This is a genomic window from Methanohalophilus profundi, assembly GCF_004137855.1.
Classification (GTDB): Archaea; Halobacteriota; Methanosarcinia; order Methanosarcinales; family Methanosarcinaceae; genus Methanohalophilus; species Methanohalophilus profundi.
In genome coordinates this window covers 1,442,762-1,459,587 of the sequence record NZ_QBKB01000002.1, presented here as the reverse complement: position 1 = coordinate 1,459,587, position 16,826 = coordinate 1,442,762, and the positions used below count along the sequence as shown (strand labels likewise).

At 45.4% G+C, this 16,826-nt stretch carries 13 protein-coding genes and 2 pseudogenes; 6 read left to right on the top strand and 9 right to left on the bottom strand.

The genetic code is table 11. The annotated features are described in order from the left end of the window. Window positions 1-7 precede the first annotated feature (7 nt). Both C9889_RS07760 and argC read right to left on the bottom strand, forming a co-directional pair. Window positions 8-472 (bottom strand): CBS domain-containing protein, encoded by a 465-nt coding sequence (locus C9889_RS07760; RefSeq protein WP_129598462.1) that lies wholly within the window; start codon window positions 470-472, stop codon window positions 8-10. Window positions 473-491: 19 nt separating this feature from the next. Further along, window positions 492-1,511 carry an N-acetyl-gamma-glutamyl-phosphate reductase gene (gene argC / locus C9889_RS07755; RefSeq protein WP_129598460.1) on the bottom strand — a complete coding sequence of 340 codons (1,020 nt, stop codon included), beginning with the start codon at window positions 1,509-1,511 and terminating at the stop codon, window positions 492-494. A 62-nt stretch (window positions 1,512-1,573) separates the two neighbouring features. Here argC and C9889_RS07750 point away from each other — a divergent pair, with 62 nt between their 5' ends. After that, a complete protein-coding gene (locus tag C9889_RS07750; RefSeq protein WP_129598458.1) occupies window positions 1,574-2,002 on the top strand; it encodes a nucleoside 2-deoxyribosyltransferase in 429 nt (142 codons plus the stop codon). 5 nt (window positions 2,003-2,007) lie between these two features. Here the strand turns inward: C9889_RS07750 and C9889_RS07745 are convergent, their stop codons facing one another. The 4 genes and pseudogenes from C9889_RS07745 to acs form a co-directional block, all read right to left on the bottom strand. Continuing rightward, window positions 2,008-2,601: a TIGR00296 family protein gene (locus C9889_RS07745; RefSeq protein ID WP_129598456.1), complete on the bottom strand. Its 594-nt coding sequence runs from the start codon at window positions 2,599-2,601 to the stop codon at window positions 2,008-2,010. A 14-nt stretch (window positions 2,602-2,615) separates the two neighbouring features. Further along, window positions 2,616-3,860: a phosphoglycerate kinase gene (locus tag C9889_RS07740; protein ID WP_394342236.1), complete on the bottom strand. Its 1,245-nt coding sequence runs from the start codon at window positions 3,858-3,860 to the stop codon at window positions 2,616-2,618. A gap of 71 nt (window positions 3,861-3,931) precedes the next feature. After that, window positions 3,932-4,998 (bottom strand): annotated as a pseudogene (locus tag C9889_RS07735) (phosphotransacetylase family protein). Window positions 4,999-5,015: 17 nt separating this feature from the next. Continuing rightward, window positions 5,016-7,109, bottom strand: coding sequence for an acetate--CoA ligase alpha subunit (gene acs, locus C9889_RS07730; protein WP_129598452.1), 2,094 nt, complete (start codon window positions 7,107-7,109; stop codon window positions 5,016-5,018). Window positions 7,110-7,225: 116 nt separating this feature from the next. Between acs and C9889_RS07725 the strand changes: the two genes are divergently transcribed. Genes C9889_RS07725 through C9889_RS10490 form a run of 3 tightly spaced genes read left to right on the top strand, consistent with a single transcriptional unit; the run spans window position 7,226 to window position 9,584 of the window. Next, the gene (locus C9889_RS07725; RefSeq protein ID WP_129598450.1) at window positions 7,226-7,792 is read left to right on the top strand and encodes a flavodoxin family protein; all 567 of its coding nucleotides are present in this window, start codon (window positions 7,226-7,228) and stop codon (window positions 7,790-7,792) included. A 49-nt stretch (window positions 7,793-7,841) separates the two neighbouring features. Further along, window positions 7,842-9,275, top strand: a complete 1,434-nt coding sequence (locus C9889_RS07720; protein WP_225420033.1) for a chloride channel protein — start codon at window positions 7,842-7,844, stop codon at window positions 9,273-9,275. 33 nt (window positions 9,276-9,308) lie between these two features. Next, complete coding sequence (locus C9889_RS10490; RefSeq protein ID WP_225420032.1) at window positions 9,309-9,584, top strand: CBS domain-containing protein; 276 nt, start codon at window positions 9,309-9,311, stop codon at window positions 9,582-9,584. Here the strand turns inward: C9889_RS10490 and C9889_RS07715 are convergent. The 3 genes from C9889_RS07715 to cgi121 form a co-directional block, all read right to left on the bottom strand. Continuing rightward, on the bottom strand, window positions 9,565-10,851 hold the full coding sequence (locus C9889_RS07715; protein WP_318531598.1) for a tRNA (N(6)-L-threonylcarbamoyladenosine(37)-C(2))-methylthiotransferase: 1,287 nt from the start codon (window positions 10,849-10,851) through the stop codon (window positions 9,565-9,567). The genes C9889_RS10490 and C9889_RS07715 overlap by 20 nt on opposite strands. 24 nt (window positions 10,852-10,875) lie before the next feature. Next, complete coding sequence (gene glpX, locus C9889_RS07710; RefSeq protein WP_129598446.1) at window positions 10,876-11,964, bottom strand: class II fructose-bisphosphatase; 1,089 nt, start codon at window positions 11,962-11,964, stop codon at window positions 10,876-10,878. Between the two features lie 73 nt (window positions 11,965-12,037). Continuing rightward, window positions 12,038-12,547: a KEOPS complex subunit Cgi121 gene (gene cgi121, locus C9889_RS07705; protein WP_129598444.1), complete on the bottom strand. Its 510-nt coding sequence runs from the start codon at window positions 12,545-12,547 to the stop codon at window positions 12,038-12,040. Window positions 12,548-12,722: 175 nt separating this feature from the next. On the opposite strand from cgi121, the gene thrC reads away from it, so the two are divergent. Both thrC and leuS read left to right on the top strand, forming a co-directional pair. After that, window positions 12,723-13,925, top strand: a complete 1,203-nt coding sequence (gene thrC / locus C9889_RS07700; RefSeq protein ID WP_129598442.1) for a threonine synthase — start codon at window positions 12,723-12,725, stop codon at window positions 13,923-13,925. Between the two features lie 12 nt (window positions 13,926-13,937). Continuing rightward, window positions 13,938-16,822 (top strand): annotated as a pseudogene (gene leuS / locus C9889_RS07695) (leucine--tRNA ligase). Window positions 16,823-16,826 lie beyond the last annotated feature (4 nt).

The following is a 16,826-nucleotide window of genomic DNA, read 5'->3' as shown; positions in this document are numbered from 1 at the left end:
GTAAACCTCACTGACTACCTAAACCCCTGATGATATCTCCCCTGGTAATGATGCCTGTAAGCTTATCATTTTCAACAACTGGCAGGCGGTTTATCTTGTGTCTGGACATCAGGTGGGAAGCATCCTCAATTGAATCTTCAGGAGAGACAGTGAATACACCGGAGCGCATTATTTTGCTAACCGGCATTGAACCTACATCAGAAAGCATTTTTTTGGTATCTTCCCAGCTGATAAATTCCCGGATAGGAATTTCTATTACCTCAAAGGGACTGGGGAGCCAGAAATCACCATGTTTGGGAGATTCAAGCAAAGCAAGCAAATCAACCTCTGAAAGTATACCTACAATCTTGCCGTTTTCCACTACAGGCATACCACTTATGTCATTATCCTTCAACGACCTGGCAGCATCACTTACTTTGTCTTCGGGACTGCAATAAATCACATCACTGTTCATAATTTCTTTTACAAGCATAAATCCACCTCCAAATAAATCAGGGCGCAAGCCCTGCGTTCCATAGACCATCGGTTTCCCTGAAACCACACATGAGATTCATGTTCTGTATAGCCTGTCCTGAAGCTCCTTTTACGAGATTGTCAATTGCCGAGATAACTACAAGCCTGTTACTGTTTGCGTCAATCTCAAAACCAATATCACAGAAATTGGAGCCACGTACATTACCCAGCGCAGGTATATCATCGACCAGTCTTACAAAGGGACAGTCAGAGTAAAAAGAATCGTATAGTTGCCGGATATCTTCTTCTGAGCATTCTTCATTAAGAAAGAGATGAGCTGTAGTCAGTATCCCGCGGATAGCAGGGATTACATGAGGAGTGAAATTAACACTATCAAGGCCACCAAGGCCATTCAATTCCTGCCAGATCTCCGCCTGGTGGCGATGGGTTGTGAGCTTGTAGGGCTGGATGTTTTCCGCCATGTTGGGGTAATGGGATGCCTGGCTTGGATTCACACCGGCGCCTGTTATGCCGGATTTGGAATCAAAAACTGCAATATCTGCAAGCCCTGCATTAACAACAGGAGCAGCCGCCAGGGTAGCTCCTGTGGGATAACAACCCGGATTGGCAACAAAAGTTTCCCCCTTTACCTCGGGATGCAGCTCCACCAAGCCAAATACTGCTTTGCGGGGGTCATGGTGTTTAATGCCATAGACCTTTTCAAATTCGTCCACACCCAGACGATAATCCGCACTCAAATCCACAATACGCAGGCCACTGTCAATAAGTTGAGGTACAATATCCATCGCACTGCCATGAGGTACCGCCAGGAATACCACGTCACACCTCTGCCTTACAGCAACCGGATCAAGTTCTTCAAATTCAAGATCTGTCAAACCGGCCAGATGAGCATGTTTTTTGGATACATTTTGTCCGGCAAGTTTTCTTGAAGTTGCCATTTCAAGATTTACATGAGGATGATTGAGAAGAAGGCGCATCAATTCTCCCCCGGTATAGCCGGTGGCACCGATTATGCCTGCATTAACCTTATCTTTCATGCCTTAGTGTTATGTTTTACCACTAATTAAAGTTATTACCATACAGGCAGGCAAGGGACACAATGAATTACGAAAAAATATACCTGGCGGGCCCTCTTTTTTCCGAGGCTGAGAAGAATTTCAATGAACAACTCACAGAGAGAATCGAAAGTGCAGGATATGACGTGTTCCTGCCACAAAGGGATTCAGCAGATACGAAAAATATGCGCAAAGAACAGGATGCTGCAGAATTGTTCCGGAAAAATTCAGAAGCTATAGATAGAGCCGATCTTATAATTGCTATACTGGATGGAGGCAGCGATGTGGATTCCGGTACAGCCTGGGAAATCGGCTATGCTTATGCTAAAAACATCCCGGTAATGGGGCTGAGGACTGATTTCCGCACACTTGGAATCGAAGGTACGGTCAACCTGATGATAGAAAAAACCCTAATTAAACTCGTGTATTCAACCGATAAGCTGCTTACAGAACTTGAAAATATGAAAAGATAAGCAGTTTAGAACTGCTTTTCCACGATTTGCCCCTCAGGAGATTCTTCGGAAAAGACCTGTCCTTCAAACCAGTACACTTCGGCACCTGTAAGCCATGCATCCGGTGCAAGTCCGGCTTTTATGCAGGTATGACTCAAAAAATCCAAAGAATTAAATCCCTGCTCAGGGGCCACCTGTGGCAGGAGTAAACCCTGATAGAAACCCTGTTTGACTATAAGCCCATGCCTGCCTATCTCTATAAGACCGGGCAAATCTTCAGGAGCCGCATCAATCTTTTCAGGCGGGGTCAGGACGGTAACTTCGACCGTGATTACAGACATCTCCTGTAACTTTACAGGAGGAAAACGCGGATCCCTTGTTGATGCTGAGATGGCAGAATCAACAATTGCATCCTTCAGGGATGAATCTGGATAGGGATGACCAATACAGCCTCTCAAATCTCCTTCCATGGAGAGGGTTACGAAAACGCCGCGCTCCTCTTCAAAGACCGGAGAGAGGGTTATAGAATTCGGGTCCATCTTAGTACCGCTCTCAAGAAATTCAGTGATCGTATTGCGGGCAAGGTTTACCGCCATCTTGCCTTCATCCAGGCCAAGCATAATATTACCTCCACTTAATCGTGTTTTGAAATTAGGACAGCAGCTTTTTTAAGGGCTTCGATTGCCGGCAGGGGGGTTCCTGCAAGATAGTCGATACATGAGCCGCCTCCTGTACTTATATGGGAAAAACTGTGATCGAAACCCATATCCCGCACCTCGGCAGAAATATGGCCACCTCCTGCAATGGAATAATCGGCTTCTGTGGCAGCTTTTACAATTTCATAGGTCCCCAGTTCAAATCCATCCTGTTCGGAAACCCCGGCGGGTCCATTGAGAATCACAGTGCCTGCCTGACTGATTTCTCTGGAATAAGCAACAATCGTTTCAATTCCTATATCATTGATTGGTAGTATCGAATCCCCAACTTCTTCGACCGATACTTCGATCCTGCTGCCGTTATCATTCAATGCTACATCTACGGGTAAACCCACTTTTCCGTCAAAATCGTCAAGAATTTTCTTTGACCTATCTATCTGTTCAAGATAGCCCTGGGATTCAATGAGATCCTTATTTGCTTTCCCGATATCAAAACCTGATGCAGCCAGCATTACATTTGCAACAACACCTGTCACAAGTACGCGGTCAGCGCCACCATTTGAAAGTACATTTTCAGCAACCGTAAGGGAATCGTCAACCTTGGCACCACCCAGTACGAAAATACAGGGTCTTCCCCCTCCCTTTATCCCTCTGTCCAGTGAGGTAATCTCTTTTTCCATTAAACGGCCTGCACCACAGGGAAGGAGATGTGTAAACCCCATTAAAGAAAGATGAGAACGATGGGATACGGCAAAAGCATCATTCAAAAAGATGTCCGCAAGGGGAGCCAGGTTTTTCACCATATGTGTGCTTGCATGCTCTTTGGCAGATCGTGAAATGGTTTCCTCAGAATAGAAACGTACATTTTCCAGCAAAAGCACATCCCCTTTTTCCATTGCTGCAATCCTTGAACGTGCATGAGAGCCGAAAATATCATCTACGTATTCCACTTCCCTACCCAGATAGTAACTTAGTATTTCTGCATGAGGCTGCATAGTTGTGAAATCACTTTTTCCCGCCCGGCTTTGATGGGCAAGCAATACTACCCGTGAATCTTCAAGATCCTTTATTGTGGGAATGTGGCTGCTTATCCTCAGGTCATCCAGAATACTGCCCTCGGGGTCCATCGGGGTATTGATATCAACTCGCACCAGAATTGTTTTGTCGTCAACATCAAAATCATCAATAGTGAAATAATCCTTGTCCTGCACGGTATCCATCACCAGTCAACCTTTCCATTAACATAGGCTACTTCAGCCAGGCCCCTATATACATATCCATATTATATATGTTCTCACAAACCTGCTGAATCCAGTATAGAGTCAACATCCACATTCTCTTCAATCAGTCTAACGATTGTTTCAATCTTGGTCTTCTGCTGAATCCGGGAGTGTCCGATTAGGTTCTCCATTCTTTCTATCGTGGAAAGAGTGTCACCCCTTACAAGCACAACAACCACGCCTGCTTCATCAGCACTTCCAAGTACAGCTTCGCTGGGACGGAGATTGCCCGTCAGGATCAATGCCTTTGCTCCGACCTCTATAGCCGCCATCTGTATATCCGCGCGTCCCCCCCTGTCACTACAACATTGTTTGGAGAGCGCCGGAAATACTTGATCGCCGAATTAACTTCCATAGCACCCACAAGATAATGTTCAACAAGATTGCCCATTTCCTGTCTACCTGTCAGGACATCTCCTCTCAAATCTTCCACAATTTCTGCTATAGAAACCGCTCCAAGAGTATGATCGCGGGGAATTACACCAAATACCTTCACCCCCTTCTTTTCAAGGAAGGGTACAACCATGTCCCTTACCATTCCTATTTTGTCTTCTTCAACTTCGTTGAGAATAACACCTGAAAGCATATTCCTGTCAGCTATTAATTCGATGTCACAGAGAATCCTGTCCACTGCACTAACCGAATCAAAACGGGTAATCAGCAGGATCTTACTGTCCAGTATGGAAGCTACCTGGGGATCTGACAAATTGTACATGGCCCCGCTTCCGATACCTCCTTCCCCCTCTATGATCACCATATCTTTATCCCTGGAAACTTCCGAATAAGCCTGTTTCAGGGTTTCGTCCAGATGTTTTTCCACTCCCAGTAGAGCATCATTGGTAAGATTCTCGGTAAGCATAATTGGAGTGATGCAACTGCGTGGGGTTTCAAGAGCCAGCAGATCCCGCATTTGTTCTGCATCCTCATCGGAGAGAACACCATCAACATCAACCAGCAGGTTACCCACCGGTTTCATGTAGCCCACACTTTTCCCACGTTCTTTAAGTATCAGGCCAAGGCCACTGCATATCGAACTTTTCCCGGAATAATTTTCAGAAGAACTTACAAGTATTGAAGCCATACAAACCCTCCCTGTTATCAATTTGATTCTTTCAATGTAAGACGCATATCCATAGCAAAACAACCTTCACCTTCCGGAAGGACCATCAACGGATTTATTTCAAACTCAAGGACCTGCGGGAAATCTTCCACAAGCCTGGAAACACGCACGAGAACATCCGCCACCGCATTCACATCATATGCTTTTTCTCCCCTCACACCTGTAAGTAAAGGATAGGAACGGATGGAAGAAATCATTGAGTGAGCATCCTTTTCATTGAGGGGAGCGAGCCTGAAAGACACATCTTTAAGGATCTCTACATATGTCCCCCCCAGACCAAATATAAGAAGCGGGCCGAACTGCACATCCCTGTTCATACCTATTATCACTTCCCGGCCACCTTCAATCATTCTCTGCAATTGCACACCTGTAATTCGTGCAGAAGGCATGTAGCGGCCTACATCCGACATCATTGTATGATAGGCACGCCTGATATCCTCTTTACTCATCAGTGAAAGCCGGATACCTCCGACATCGGTCTTATGTGAAATGTCAGGGGAAAGGACTTTCATAACTACAGGGTAACCAATCCTTTCGCTTTCCTCCACCGCTTCTTCCACAGTGGAAGCCTTCCCGATTTCCACAACTGGAATGCCATAGGCTTTCAGAAGATCAAATGATTCAAGCCCCAGGATTTTTTTATCCTTTGCTGCTGCTTCATCGAGCAGTGCAGATGCCATTTTCCTGTCCGAATGAACCGGTTTGGGTAAAGGATAAACCATGTTTCGCCTTTTTCCGTAATCACACAGGGCACCCATACTGGCCACTGCTCTTTCGGGGAAGGTGTAATTGGGCACTCCCCCCGCTACAAGAATGGAATTGCCTTCCATAACCCGTGTACCCCCCACAAAACTGCAAAGTACCGGTTTATCAGAATTTTCCATTTTTTGAATTACAATCCTTGCGATGCTTCCCACATCAGTCATAGCCTGGGGAGAAGTCAACAGGATAACACCATCCACATTAGGATCTTTTAACACAATTTCAAGGGCATCACCGTAGAGTTTTGCACTTGCATCCCCCAGTACATCCACAGGATTGTAAAAACTGGCAGCACCGGGTAGAAACTCACGTAACCCTTCAATTGTTTCAGCAGAGAACGAAGCCAGCTCCAGACCTTCATAATAACATGCATCTGCCGTAAGAATTCCCAGGCCCCCGGCATTGGTGAGTATGGCTATCCGCCTGCCTGCAGGGATTGGCTGGGTTGAAAAAGCCCTTATGTAATCCAGCATGTCTTCCAGTGTATCCGCACGTACCACACCGGATTTATCAAAAGCGGCATTATAGGCCTGGTCCGAGCCGGCAAGTGTACCGGTGTGAGAGGATACGGCCCGGGAACCGGCAGCAGTACGGCCTGATTTGACCAAAACCACAGGTTTTTTCCTGGAAACATCCCTGGCAATTTCAATGAATTGTGACCCATTTTTGATACCTTCCAGATAGGCTGCAATAACCGAGGTTGACGAATCGTCCCGGAATTCGGCCAGGAATTCGTTTTCCCCCAGATCAGCCTTATTCCCAAGGCTTACGAATTTGGAAAAACCCATTCCATTGGCTTCTGCCCAATCAAGGGTAGAAGTACATATGGCACCGGACTGTGACATCATTGCAATATTGCCCTCATATGCCATCGATGCGGCAAAAGAGGCGTTCAGACCTGCAACCGGATCCATGATTCCCAGACAGTTGGGACCTACCATGTGCATTCCGTATTCCTTACAAATCTCCATGGACCTGCGTTCAAGTTTAGCTCCCTCAACACCTGCCTCCTTGAAACCCGCAGAGATTACCACCACGTACTTCACCCCTGCCCTGCCGCATTCTTCCAGCGTAGGAGGCACTACTTTTGCAGGTACGACTACAACAGCAAGATCCACTTCATCAGCCACATCAAGAATGGAGGCATAGCATGTAAGGTCCTCAATCTTTTCCTCGCCGGGATTGACAGGGTAGATATTTCCTCTGAAATCCTTTACCAGGTTGGACAGGACTGCATTTCCCACTTTACCTTTTTTCCTTGATGCACCGATCACAGCCACTGAATCAGGATTAAAAAGACTGGATAACATGAGTATTCCCGGCTCCCTCTTTACAATAAGGAGAAGGGCCTATGATTAATAAATTTATACCAAAGTCACCCAAAAGCTAATATTAACATAAACCTATACGGCAGACAGGTGATCTTATGAAAATTCTGGGCATATCAGGCAGTCCTAAAAAGAACGGAAACAGTGAACAGATGATAAACAGGGCCCTCGCAATGGCTGAAAAAAGAGGATTTACCACCGACAGCGTATTCCTCTCAGAGATGGAAGTCAAACCCTGTATTGCATGCGGCAATTGCAGGGAAAGCGAGGAATGTCCTATCAAAGACGATATGGAAATGATCTATCCAAAACTGGATGAAGCGGATGCAATTATCGTGGCTTCACCGGTCTATTTCGGAAGTCCAACTGCCCAGCTGAAGGCCCTATTTGACAGAAGCGTCCTGCTCAGGAGACATAATTTCAAGCTCAGTAATAAGATTGGTGCAGGTATTGCTATTGGTGGCTCCAGGAACGGAGGACAGGAAAAGACCATACAGGTAATCCAGGACTGGATGCACATTCATGGAATGGTTGTTGTGGGAGATGGCGGACACTTCGGCGGGATTGTGAAAAAGCCCTTTGAAGAAGATAAGACCGGGACCAAGACGCTGGACGATACTATTGAAAAGGTGTGTGACTTACTAGAAATGATGAAGAAAAAATAAATGAGGACTTCTTTCCTCATTACTTTTTTATTTATGAAGGCGACCTTTTTTGAATATTTCCAAAAACGAGTTAAAGAATCGGTATTACACCGAAGGGTTCATTTCTAATTTCCTTGCCATAATAATAGGAATAATAACAGGCCTGGCTTTTGTAGCCTATGATCAGGTTACCTTTTACTTTACAACCCTTTTTTTCAATGCCCCGGATAGTAACCTTCCTAAATATATCATCCTCCTTCCGGCTGCAGGAGGATTATGCGTTGGCCTGATATCCCATAAATTTATGAGAAAAAGTCGTTGTGGAGTTGCAGAGGTAATGGAAGCAACAGCTCTTCAGGGCGGGAAGATAAAGAGTAAATTTGCTTTTTATGAAGTATTCCTTTCAATGATCTCAATCTGTACAGGAGGATCGGTGGGCAAAGAAGCTCCCGGTATTCTCGCGGGAGCCGGTGTGGGAGCCACGGTAGGCAGCCGGCTGAAAAGTCCGGATCACCGTTTCAGGACATTGATTGCCTGCGGGGCTTCTGGAGGAATTGCAGCGGCATTTCATGCCCCTCTTGCCGGGGTGGTTTTTGTAGTAGAGGTAATTCTCGGGGAATTACAGGCCAAGACACTTATACCGATAGTTCTTTCTTCAGTGTTCTCTACCCTTGTAACGGACATCGTTTTTGGTATCCAGCCCATACAGGTTTCCTATTACGGTATGGAGAGCCCGTTTCACGAGCCAGCACTATACATCATCCTGGGCGTTCTTTCAGGAATTGCTGCTGCAATATTCATAAAATTTACATACCTTACCCGGGATTCATTTGAAAAAGTTCCTGTCAAACCCTACGTGAAACCTGCACTTGGAGGACTTGTAGTCGGGTGTATCGGTTATTTCTATCCGCAGATATTCGGAATCGGCTACGATGTTATCAAGCAATCCCTCAACAACGAACTTGCCCTGCAGATGCTGTTGATACTGCTTGTCCTTAAAATTGTGGCATTTGCCTTCACAGTTGGTTCCGGAGGTTCGGGGGGAGTTATAGTCCCGTCCCTTTTTGCAGGTTCTATGCTGGGAGGGGGTTTTGGAAATCTGGTGAATTATATTTTTCCTTTTTATACAGCACCTGCGGGAGCATATGCCCTTGTAGGTATGGGGGCAGTCTTTGCGGGAGTGGTACGTGCACCCCTGACTGCCATGCTTATTCTTTTTGAACTTACCCGTGATTACAACCTTATCCTGCCCCTCATGTTGGCCTGTGTGATCAGCAATGTAATATCAACTCACCTTCATGAAGAATCGATATTTACAGAATTGCTCAGGAGAAGAGGGCACGTCATCAGGGCCGGCACCGAGGTAAATGTTATGGAATCACTGAATGTCAGGGATAATATGGTAAGAGATGTGTTATTCCTTAATGTAAAAGATACAACTGCCAATCTTCTAAATCTAATGCAAAAAAGCAAACATGCAGGTTTCCCGGTACTTGACAACTAGGGAAAAATTGCAGGAATTGTCACCCTGCATGACATGCGCGATAAAGTAGAGCAGGGGGAACTGGAAAAACCGGTCACTCAAATAATGACTAAAAATGTTGCTACTGCGTATCCTGATGAATCTCTTGACATAGTACTAAAAAGACTGGCAGCACATGATGTGGGCAGATTACCTGTTGTCTCCAGAAATGATGGAATAAGCCTGATCGGAATAATAACCCGCAGTGATATCGTGAAATCCTATGACCGGGAAATAGTTAACAGAATGCAAACCGGTGAAGATGATAATCTTAAACAGGGTGGCCGATAAAGTAACCAGGGGTTGCTTCCTCTATCTTCACCCTGCAACGTTGACCCGGACAAAATTCACCTGCTTCAGGGATCACAACAGGTTTATAAGAATCGGTGCGGGACATCAATCCTTTTACCTTTGCCTGTTGTGAGATGAATACATCAACTTCCCTTCCTACCATATCTTCCTTTTTTCCGAGTTTGATTTGATTACAGAGACGATGGAGTTTGCCCGAACGCTCCACAACGATACGTGTATCTATATTTCTGAATTGCAATGCTTCAGTGTGCGGCCTTGGTGTGTAACGTGAAATATTTACCTTATCAGGGCGATAGGTTCGAATCCAGTCCAGCGTAAGTTCGAAATCCTCCTCATCCTCCCCGGGAAAACCCACAATAATATCTGTGAAAAGGGTACTTTCGGGAAACGCACCCCTGAACTTTTCGACTATAATGTTTGCCTGTTCCATTGTATGTTTGCGTTTCATCCTGTCAAGCACTTTGTCCGAAGCTGACTGGATGGGAAGGTGTAAAACTTTGTAGATCTTTTCACTTGAATAAGCCTCTAACAAGTCATCCAGAATTTCAAGTGTTGAAGCAGGATTCATCATACCCACACGTAGCCTGAAATCTCCAGGAATTGCAGTAATCCTCTCAAGCAGTGCAGGCAGATAAATACCTTTATCCAAACCATACTGAGCATTGTCCTGGGATGTTAGCCAGATCTCACTGCATCCTTCGTAAACAGCCTGCTCGATGTCGGTAACGATTGAATCGGCATCAAAGGAGTAAAGGGGACCCCTGGCAAGTGTAACAATACAATAGGAACAACGGTTATTGCAACCCTGTGATATCTGGCAGATATGGATATTCGGACTGGACCTGTTGCGGGGCACATTGAGTAAACCTTCAGGAGAATCATCAAAGACACTCATGGGCCTCAATGAGAGTCCCCCCAGCCTTTCATGAACCCGGTTGAGAATTACTCCGAGCTTAAGAAGGGAATTCATGCCCAGGACATGAACCTCGGGATTATTTTCTAATATTTCGTCCATTTGAACCTGAGGCATGCAACCTGTGACAATTACTTCCCTGCCCTGAAGACCCCATTCCTTGATCTTGTGCAATATCTTCTGCTCTGTAGTATCCTTGACTGTACAGGTGTTGCATATGATCACATCAGCTTCTCTTTCAGATACAAGCCTGTGGCCCAGATCCACCGCTTTAGCCTCAAGGATCTCGGAAGAGGACTGGTTGGCCGTACAGCCAAAGGTTGCAACATGTATATTTAACAGGACAAAATCTCCATATTATAGCCTGAGAGGCGTTTTTTCCTTGTCGTGTATATATACTGAATCTGAAAATTTGACAATACCTGAACTACCCATTGATATACTGTGTACCCTTGCGTCCCCATAACCAAAAAGGTTGGTGCCCTTGAGGAAATGCCCGGAGGTCACACCGGTTGCAGCAAAGATTACGTCTTTACCGGGTACAAGTTTTTCAGTATCAAGAACATCATGCATGTTGTCTTCAGTTATGCCCATCTTTTTAAGCCGGGGCATCTTTTCCTCTACCTCCCGTGCAATTACATCATCGGGTTTGCGATTGGCAACTGAAGGTAAAACCAGGCGTGCAAGCACCTTTCCACCCAGTATCTTCATTGCAGAGGCTGTAAGTACAGCTTCACCCGAACCACCCGAACCCATTACCACATGGATACCTGAGCCACGTATAGCCGTTGATACGCCGGGCATAAGATCACCGTCGGAAACCAGATTTACCCTAGCACCGGTTTTCCGGATTTCCTCGATTTTATCCTTATGACGCTCACGGTCCAGAATCACAACCACAAGTTCCTCTACACTGCGGTTTAAGGCACGGGCCACTATCTCAAGATTGTCAATTGCCGGGGCGTCCAGATCAATTTCCTCTCCGGGGTGTTCTCGTCCATACTTTACGACTTCTGGACCGACTACGATTTTATCCATATAGACATCTGGACCGTGGAACAAACCATTGGGTTCTGACATGGCCATAACTGAGATGGAACCCGGTACACCGTCTGCACAGAGGTTGGTACCTTCCAGCGGATCAACGGCAATATTTACCTTAAGATCACCTTTACCTGTACCGACTTCTTCACCAATATAGAGCATTGGTGCCTCGTCCCTTTCACCTTCACCGATCTGGATGACACCACTGATATCCAGGCAATTGAGAATCCTGCGCATTGCTTCCACCGATACCTGATCGGCATAATTCTTGTCACCCTTGCCGATCTGATGGGCAGCAGCAATCGCAGCAGCTTCTGTGACATGGATCAGTTTGGGGAGTAAGGCACTTTCTATCGGACCGGCATTTTTCATAATATTCTCTGCAGTCTTGGGGTGTGGCATTAATAATCCTCTCATTTGATAGATATATAGATGAATAATCTGTATGTACTTATTAATAAGTTTACCAATGGTCTTATTTCAGGATGTCCACCAGTGACACCCGCTCCAGCACGATGTCAGGTATCCGCGATACCCCGATTGCAGCTGTCTCTGCATAACCAATTCCGAAATGAGCCCTTATATTCTCTTCCTTTTGGCCTGAATAATCGATCACTTCACTCTTGCAGACCATTGAATCAAGTGCAGGTAAAACAGCATCTACTTTATTTTTTTCGCCCAGGACAAGAAAAACAACAGAAATATCCCCTTCCTTCATACCCATAGAAAAAGCTTCAACAATCTGTCGTTTTCCGGAAGCATACCGGAGAATTTCAACCCCGGGGTCCCTGGCCACATTGCTGCCGGATTCAAATGCTCTTCTGGCTTTTTTTATTGCAAGTTCGATATGGGCCATACCTGCTATTTTACCTGCATCCATTGCCTGTATGGTAACATCATACTCATCTGCAAGAACATTCAGTTTTTGCAAAAAGGCATTCAGGTCATCAATAAAAAGAGTACCCTGAACTGTCTTCCAATACATGGTGGATGGATGGGGCTTCCCTACAATAAAGATAACGGTGGTCTTTCAACAGATTTAATAACAATTACATAATAGAACGGGTCAGGCGCCATTTCCGAGTACTTTATTTATATTGGAATTGATTAGGTTATAAGATTCACCCTATTAAAGCTTTAAAACTACCAGGAGAACTCCAATGTACTATTTAAAATGCATCGAATGCGGTAAGGAATATCCTAAAACAGAGGTCCTGTATACCTGTGAATGCGGCGGTTTGCTTGATGTAATTTATGATTATTCTCAAATTGATATAAAAAAGGAAGATTTAGAGGGAATTGCACTTTCTGTATGGAAATATGCAAAACTTCTTCCTGTTGATAGAAAACCCATAACAATACAGGAAGGTGGCACACCTCTCTATAAATGTGACAGGTTAGCCGAAAAGATCGGTGTCAGGGAACTATATGTCAAACATGAAGGCATGAATCCTACCGGTTCCTTCAAGGACAGGGGTATGACCGTAGGTGTCAGCAAAGCCCTGGAATTAGGGATGAAAACAATTGCATGTGCATCTACAGGTAATACTTCCGCAGCCCTTTCCATCTACGGTGCAAAAGCGGCAGTTCCTGCCGTTGTACTGTTACCGGAAGGGAAAGTTGCACTGGGCAAGGTTGCGCAGGCCCTGATGCATGGCGCAAAGGTGCTTAGTATACGCGGCAATTTTGATGATGCTCTGGAACTTGTAAGAGAACTCTGCGATGAGGAAAAGATCTACCTCTTAAACTCCATTAATCCCTACAGGCTGGAAGGACAGAAAACAATAGGTTTTGAGATAGCAGACCAGCTGGATTTCCAAATGCCTGACCGACTGGTACTTCCGGTAGGTAATGCAGGAAACATTACTGCCATCCATAAAGGCTTCAAAGAATTCAAGAAACTGGGAATTACAGATAAAGTCCCACAGATGATGGGAATACAGACTGAAGGTTCCTGTCCAATAGTAAAAGCCGTAAGGGAAGGAAAAACTGACATTACCCCCGAAAAAGACCCCGAAACAATTGCAACAGCAATCCGGATAGGGAATCCGGTTAATGCCAGAAAGGCCCTTATAGCCATTTCCGAATCAAATGGTGGTGCTGAAAGTGTTACTGACGAGGAATTGGTGGAAGCCCAGATAGACCTGGCACAACTTGAAGGAATCGGCGTTGAACCTGCAAGTGCCACCTCAGTTGCCGGCCTGAAAAAACTTGTAGGGACCGGAGTAATAGGTGCAAACGAATCCGTGGTCTGTGTGACCACAGGACACCTTCTCAAGGATCCGGAAGAAGTAATATCTGTTGCACCAAAACCCATTGTAGTTGATGCCACAATGGAGGCTATCAGAAAGGTCCTGTACTGAGGGGATATGATAATGGAACAGAACTACAACCCTGCCACCATTGAAAAAAGGTGGCAAAATATCTGGTCTCAGGACAAAGTTTTCGAGGCCGAACCTGACAGCAGGGATAAATATTTCATAACAATTCCCTACCCATATCTAAATGGGAACCTGCATGCAGGCCATACCAGGACCTTCACCATCGGGGACGTTATTGCAAGGCACAAGAGGATGCAGGGATACAATGTACTCTACCCTATGGGATTCCACGTAACCGGTACACCCATTGTAGGACTTGCCGAACTAATCGCCAACAGGGAACCTCAGACGATGGAAGTCTATTCTAAGTTCCACGGCATCCCGAAGGATATCCTCGAAGGACTTGATTCCCCGGAAAAAATCGTGGAATATTTCAGTGTGGAAGCAGAAAAAGCCATGCGATCCATTGGATATTCCATTGATTGGAGAAGAAAGTTCACTACAACCGATGAAACATATAAAAAATTCATCGAATGGCAATACAATCTGCTTTACGAAAAGGGACTGATTGTAAAAGGCTCACATCCTGTCAAATGGTGCCCCAATGATGACAATCCTGTGGAAGACCATGACATCCTCAGGGGAGAAGAAGCCACTATCGTGGATTATACACTGATCAAATTCACATATGATGGCATGGTATTACCCTGTGCTACCCTGCGTCCGGAAACCACATTCGGGGTCACCAACCTCTGGATAAACCCTGATGTGGAATATGTCAAGGCGAAGGTGAAAACCGACGAGTATGAAGAGACCTGGATTGTAAGTGAAGAAGCATACAACAAACTTACCTACACCGACCGTAAAGTCGAATTCATAGGAAAAATAAGTGGTCTGGACATCATCGGGATAAAGGTCAAAAACCCGTTGACAGACTCGGAAGTAATCACCCTGCCGGCATCTTTTGTCAGGGGAGGTAACGGAAGCGGAGTTGTGATGAGTGTGCCCGCACATGCGCCTTATGATTATCTGGCCCTGAAGGACCTTTATGATAAAGATCTTTCAGAATACGGTATTACAGAAAATCTCCAGAATATCCAGCTCATACCTCTTATCGATGTTCCTGAGTACGGAGAGTATCCGGCAGTTGAAGCGGTAGAGGAATTTGGAGTACAGGACCAGGATGATCCAAAGGCCGAATCTGCAACAAAGATGGTATATCGGCGGGAATTCCACGGAGGTACCCTGAAAGAGAATACCGGGAAATATGCAGGCACGAAGGTCTCAAAGATAAAGGATCTTCTTACACAGGATTTGATCGATGAGAAAATCGGTGAGATATTCTATGAATTCAGTGAACCTGTGGTCTGCCGCTGTGGAACTCCATGTGTAGTAAACATGGTTAAGGGCCAGTGGTTCCTCAATTATTCCAATCCTGAATGGAAGGATAAAGTATACCGCTGCATAGAGAATATGGATATAATTCCCGAAGAACTGAGGGTAGAGTTCAATAATAAGGTTGACTGGCTAAAAGACAAGGCCTGCGCCCGTAAAAAAGGACTCGGAACACGCCTGCCCTTTGATAAGGACTGGTTGATCGAATCCCTGGGAGATTCCACGGTATACATGTCTTACTACATCGTTGCAAAGTTTCTCAGTGAAGATATTAAGACCGAGCAACTGGTTCCCGAACTCTTTGATCATGTGCTTCTTGGAAAGGGAAGTGTGCAGGATGCAGCAGGAAAAAGTGGAATTGATGCCTCTGTAATTGAAAGCATGCGAGAGGAGTTCAATTACTGGTATCCCGTCAATCTCAGGTCCTCAGGAAAAGATCTCATACCCAACCACCTCCTGTTCTTCCTTTTCCATCATGTTGCGATGTTCGGAGAAGAGAACTGGCCTCGTGCCATTGCAATCAATGGTTTTGTATCTCTTGAAGGACAGAAAATGAGTAAGTCCAAGGGACCACTGCTAACACTCAGTGAAGCAGTGAAAGATTATGGTGCGGATATTTCCAGGATGTATATCCTGTCCAGTGCAGAACAGACACAGGATGCTGACTGGAAGAACAGTGGTATCGAGTCCGCCAGGAGACAGGTGGACAGGTTCTACCATTTTGCAAAAGATACTATCGATACCAAATGTACCTCTGGAGCCTGTAAGGAAAAACAATTGATAGATAGGTGGATACAGAGCCGCCTGCAGCAACGTATCAGTGAGACAAACGAGGCACTTAAAAGCATACGTACCCGGCAGGCCCTACAGAATTCTTTCTTCCTGCTTCTTAATGATGTGAAATGGTATCAGAGGAGAGGAGGAAAGACCCTCCAGTATGATATACTCGATACATGGGTGCGCCTGATGGCACCTTTCACTCCCCACATATGTGAGGAAATCTGGAGTGAAATGGAAGAAACGCAAGGTTATGTGTCCCTGGAAAAATATCCAGAGTATGACCCGCAATTTATAGACAGGGATGCCGAAGCTGGCGAAGAGCTGATCAGCAACACTTTTCAGATGTAGAGGAAATAATAAAAGTCACCGGTATAAAGCCGCAAAAACTTGTCCTCTACACAGCCTCCCAATGGAAATCAGAGGCTTTTAAACAGGCTCTTGAACTCCAGCAACAGGGAGATCTCAACCCGGGAATTCTCATAAAGAAGCTCATGCAGGACCCCGAGATGAGACCTTATGGAAAAGAAGTACCAAAGTTTGCAAAGAAAGTTGTTGATGACATAAAGGCCATGAAAGAAGAGAAATTCGAGATGGTATGCGGTTTCAACCTGGACGAAAAAGAAACACTGCAAGAAGCAAAAAATTTCTTTGAAAAGGAAATTGGTTGTGAAGTGCAGATCGCCAGGGAAGGAGAAGAGACGTATGATCCCGAAAAGAAAGCCCGCTTTGCAGCACCAATGAGGCCGGCTATCTATCTTGAATGAAGGG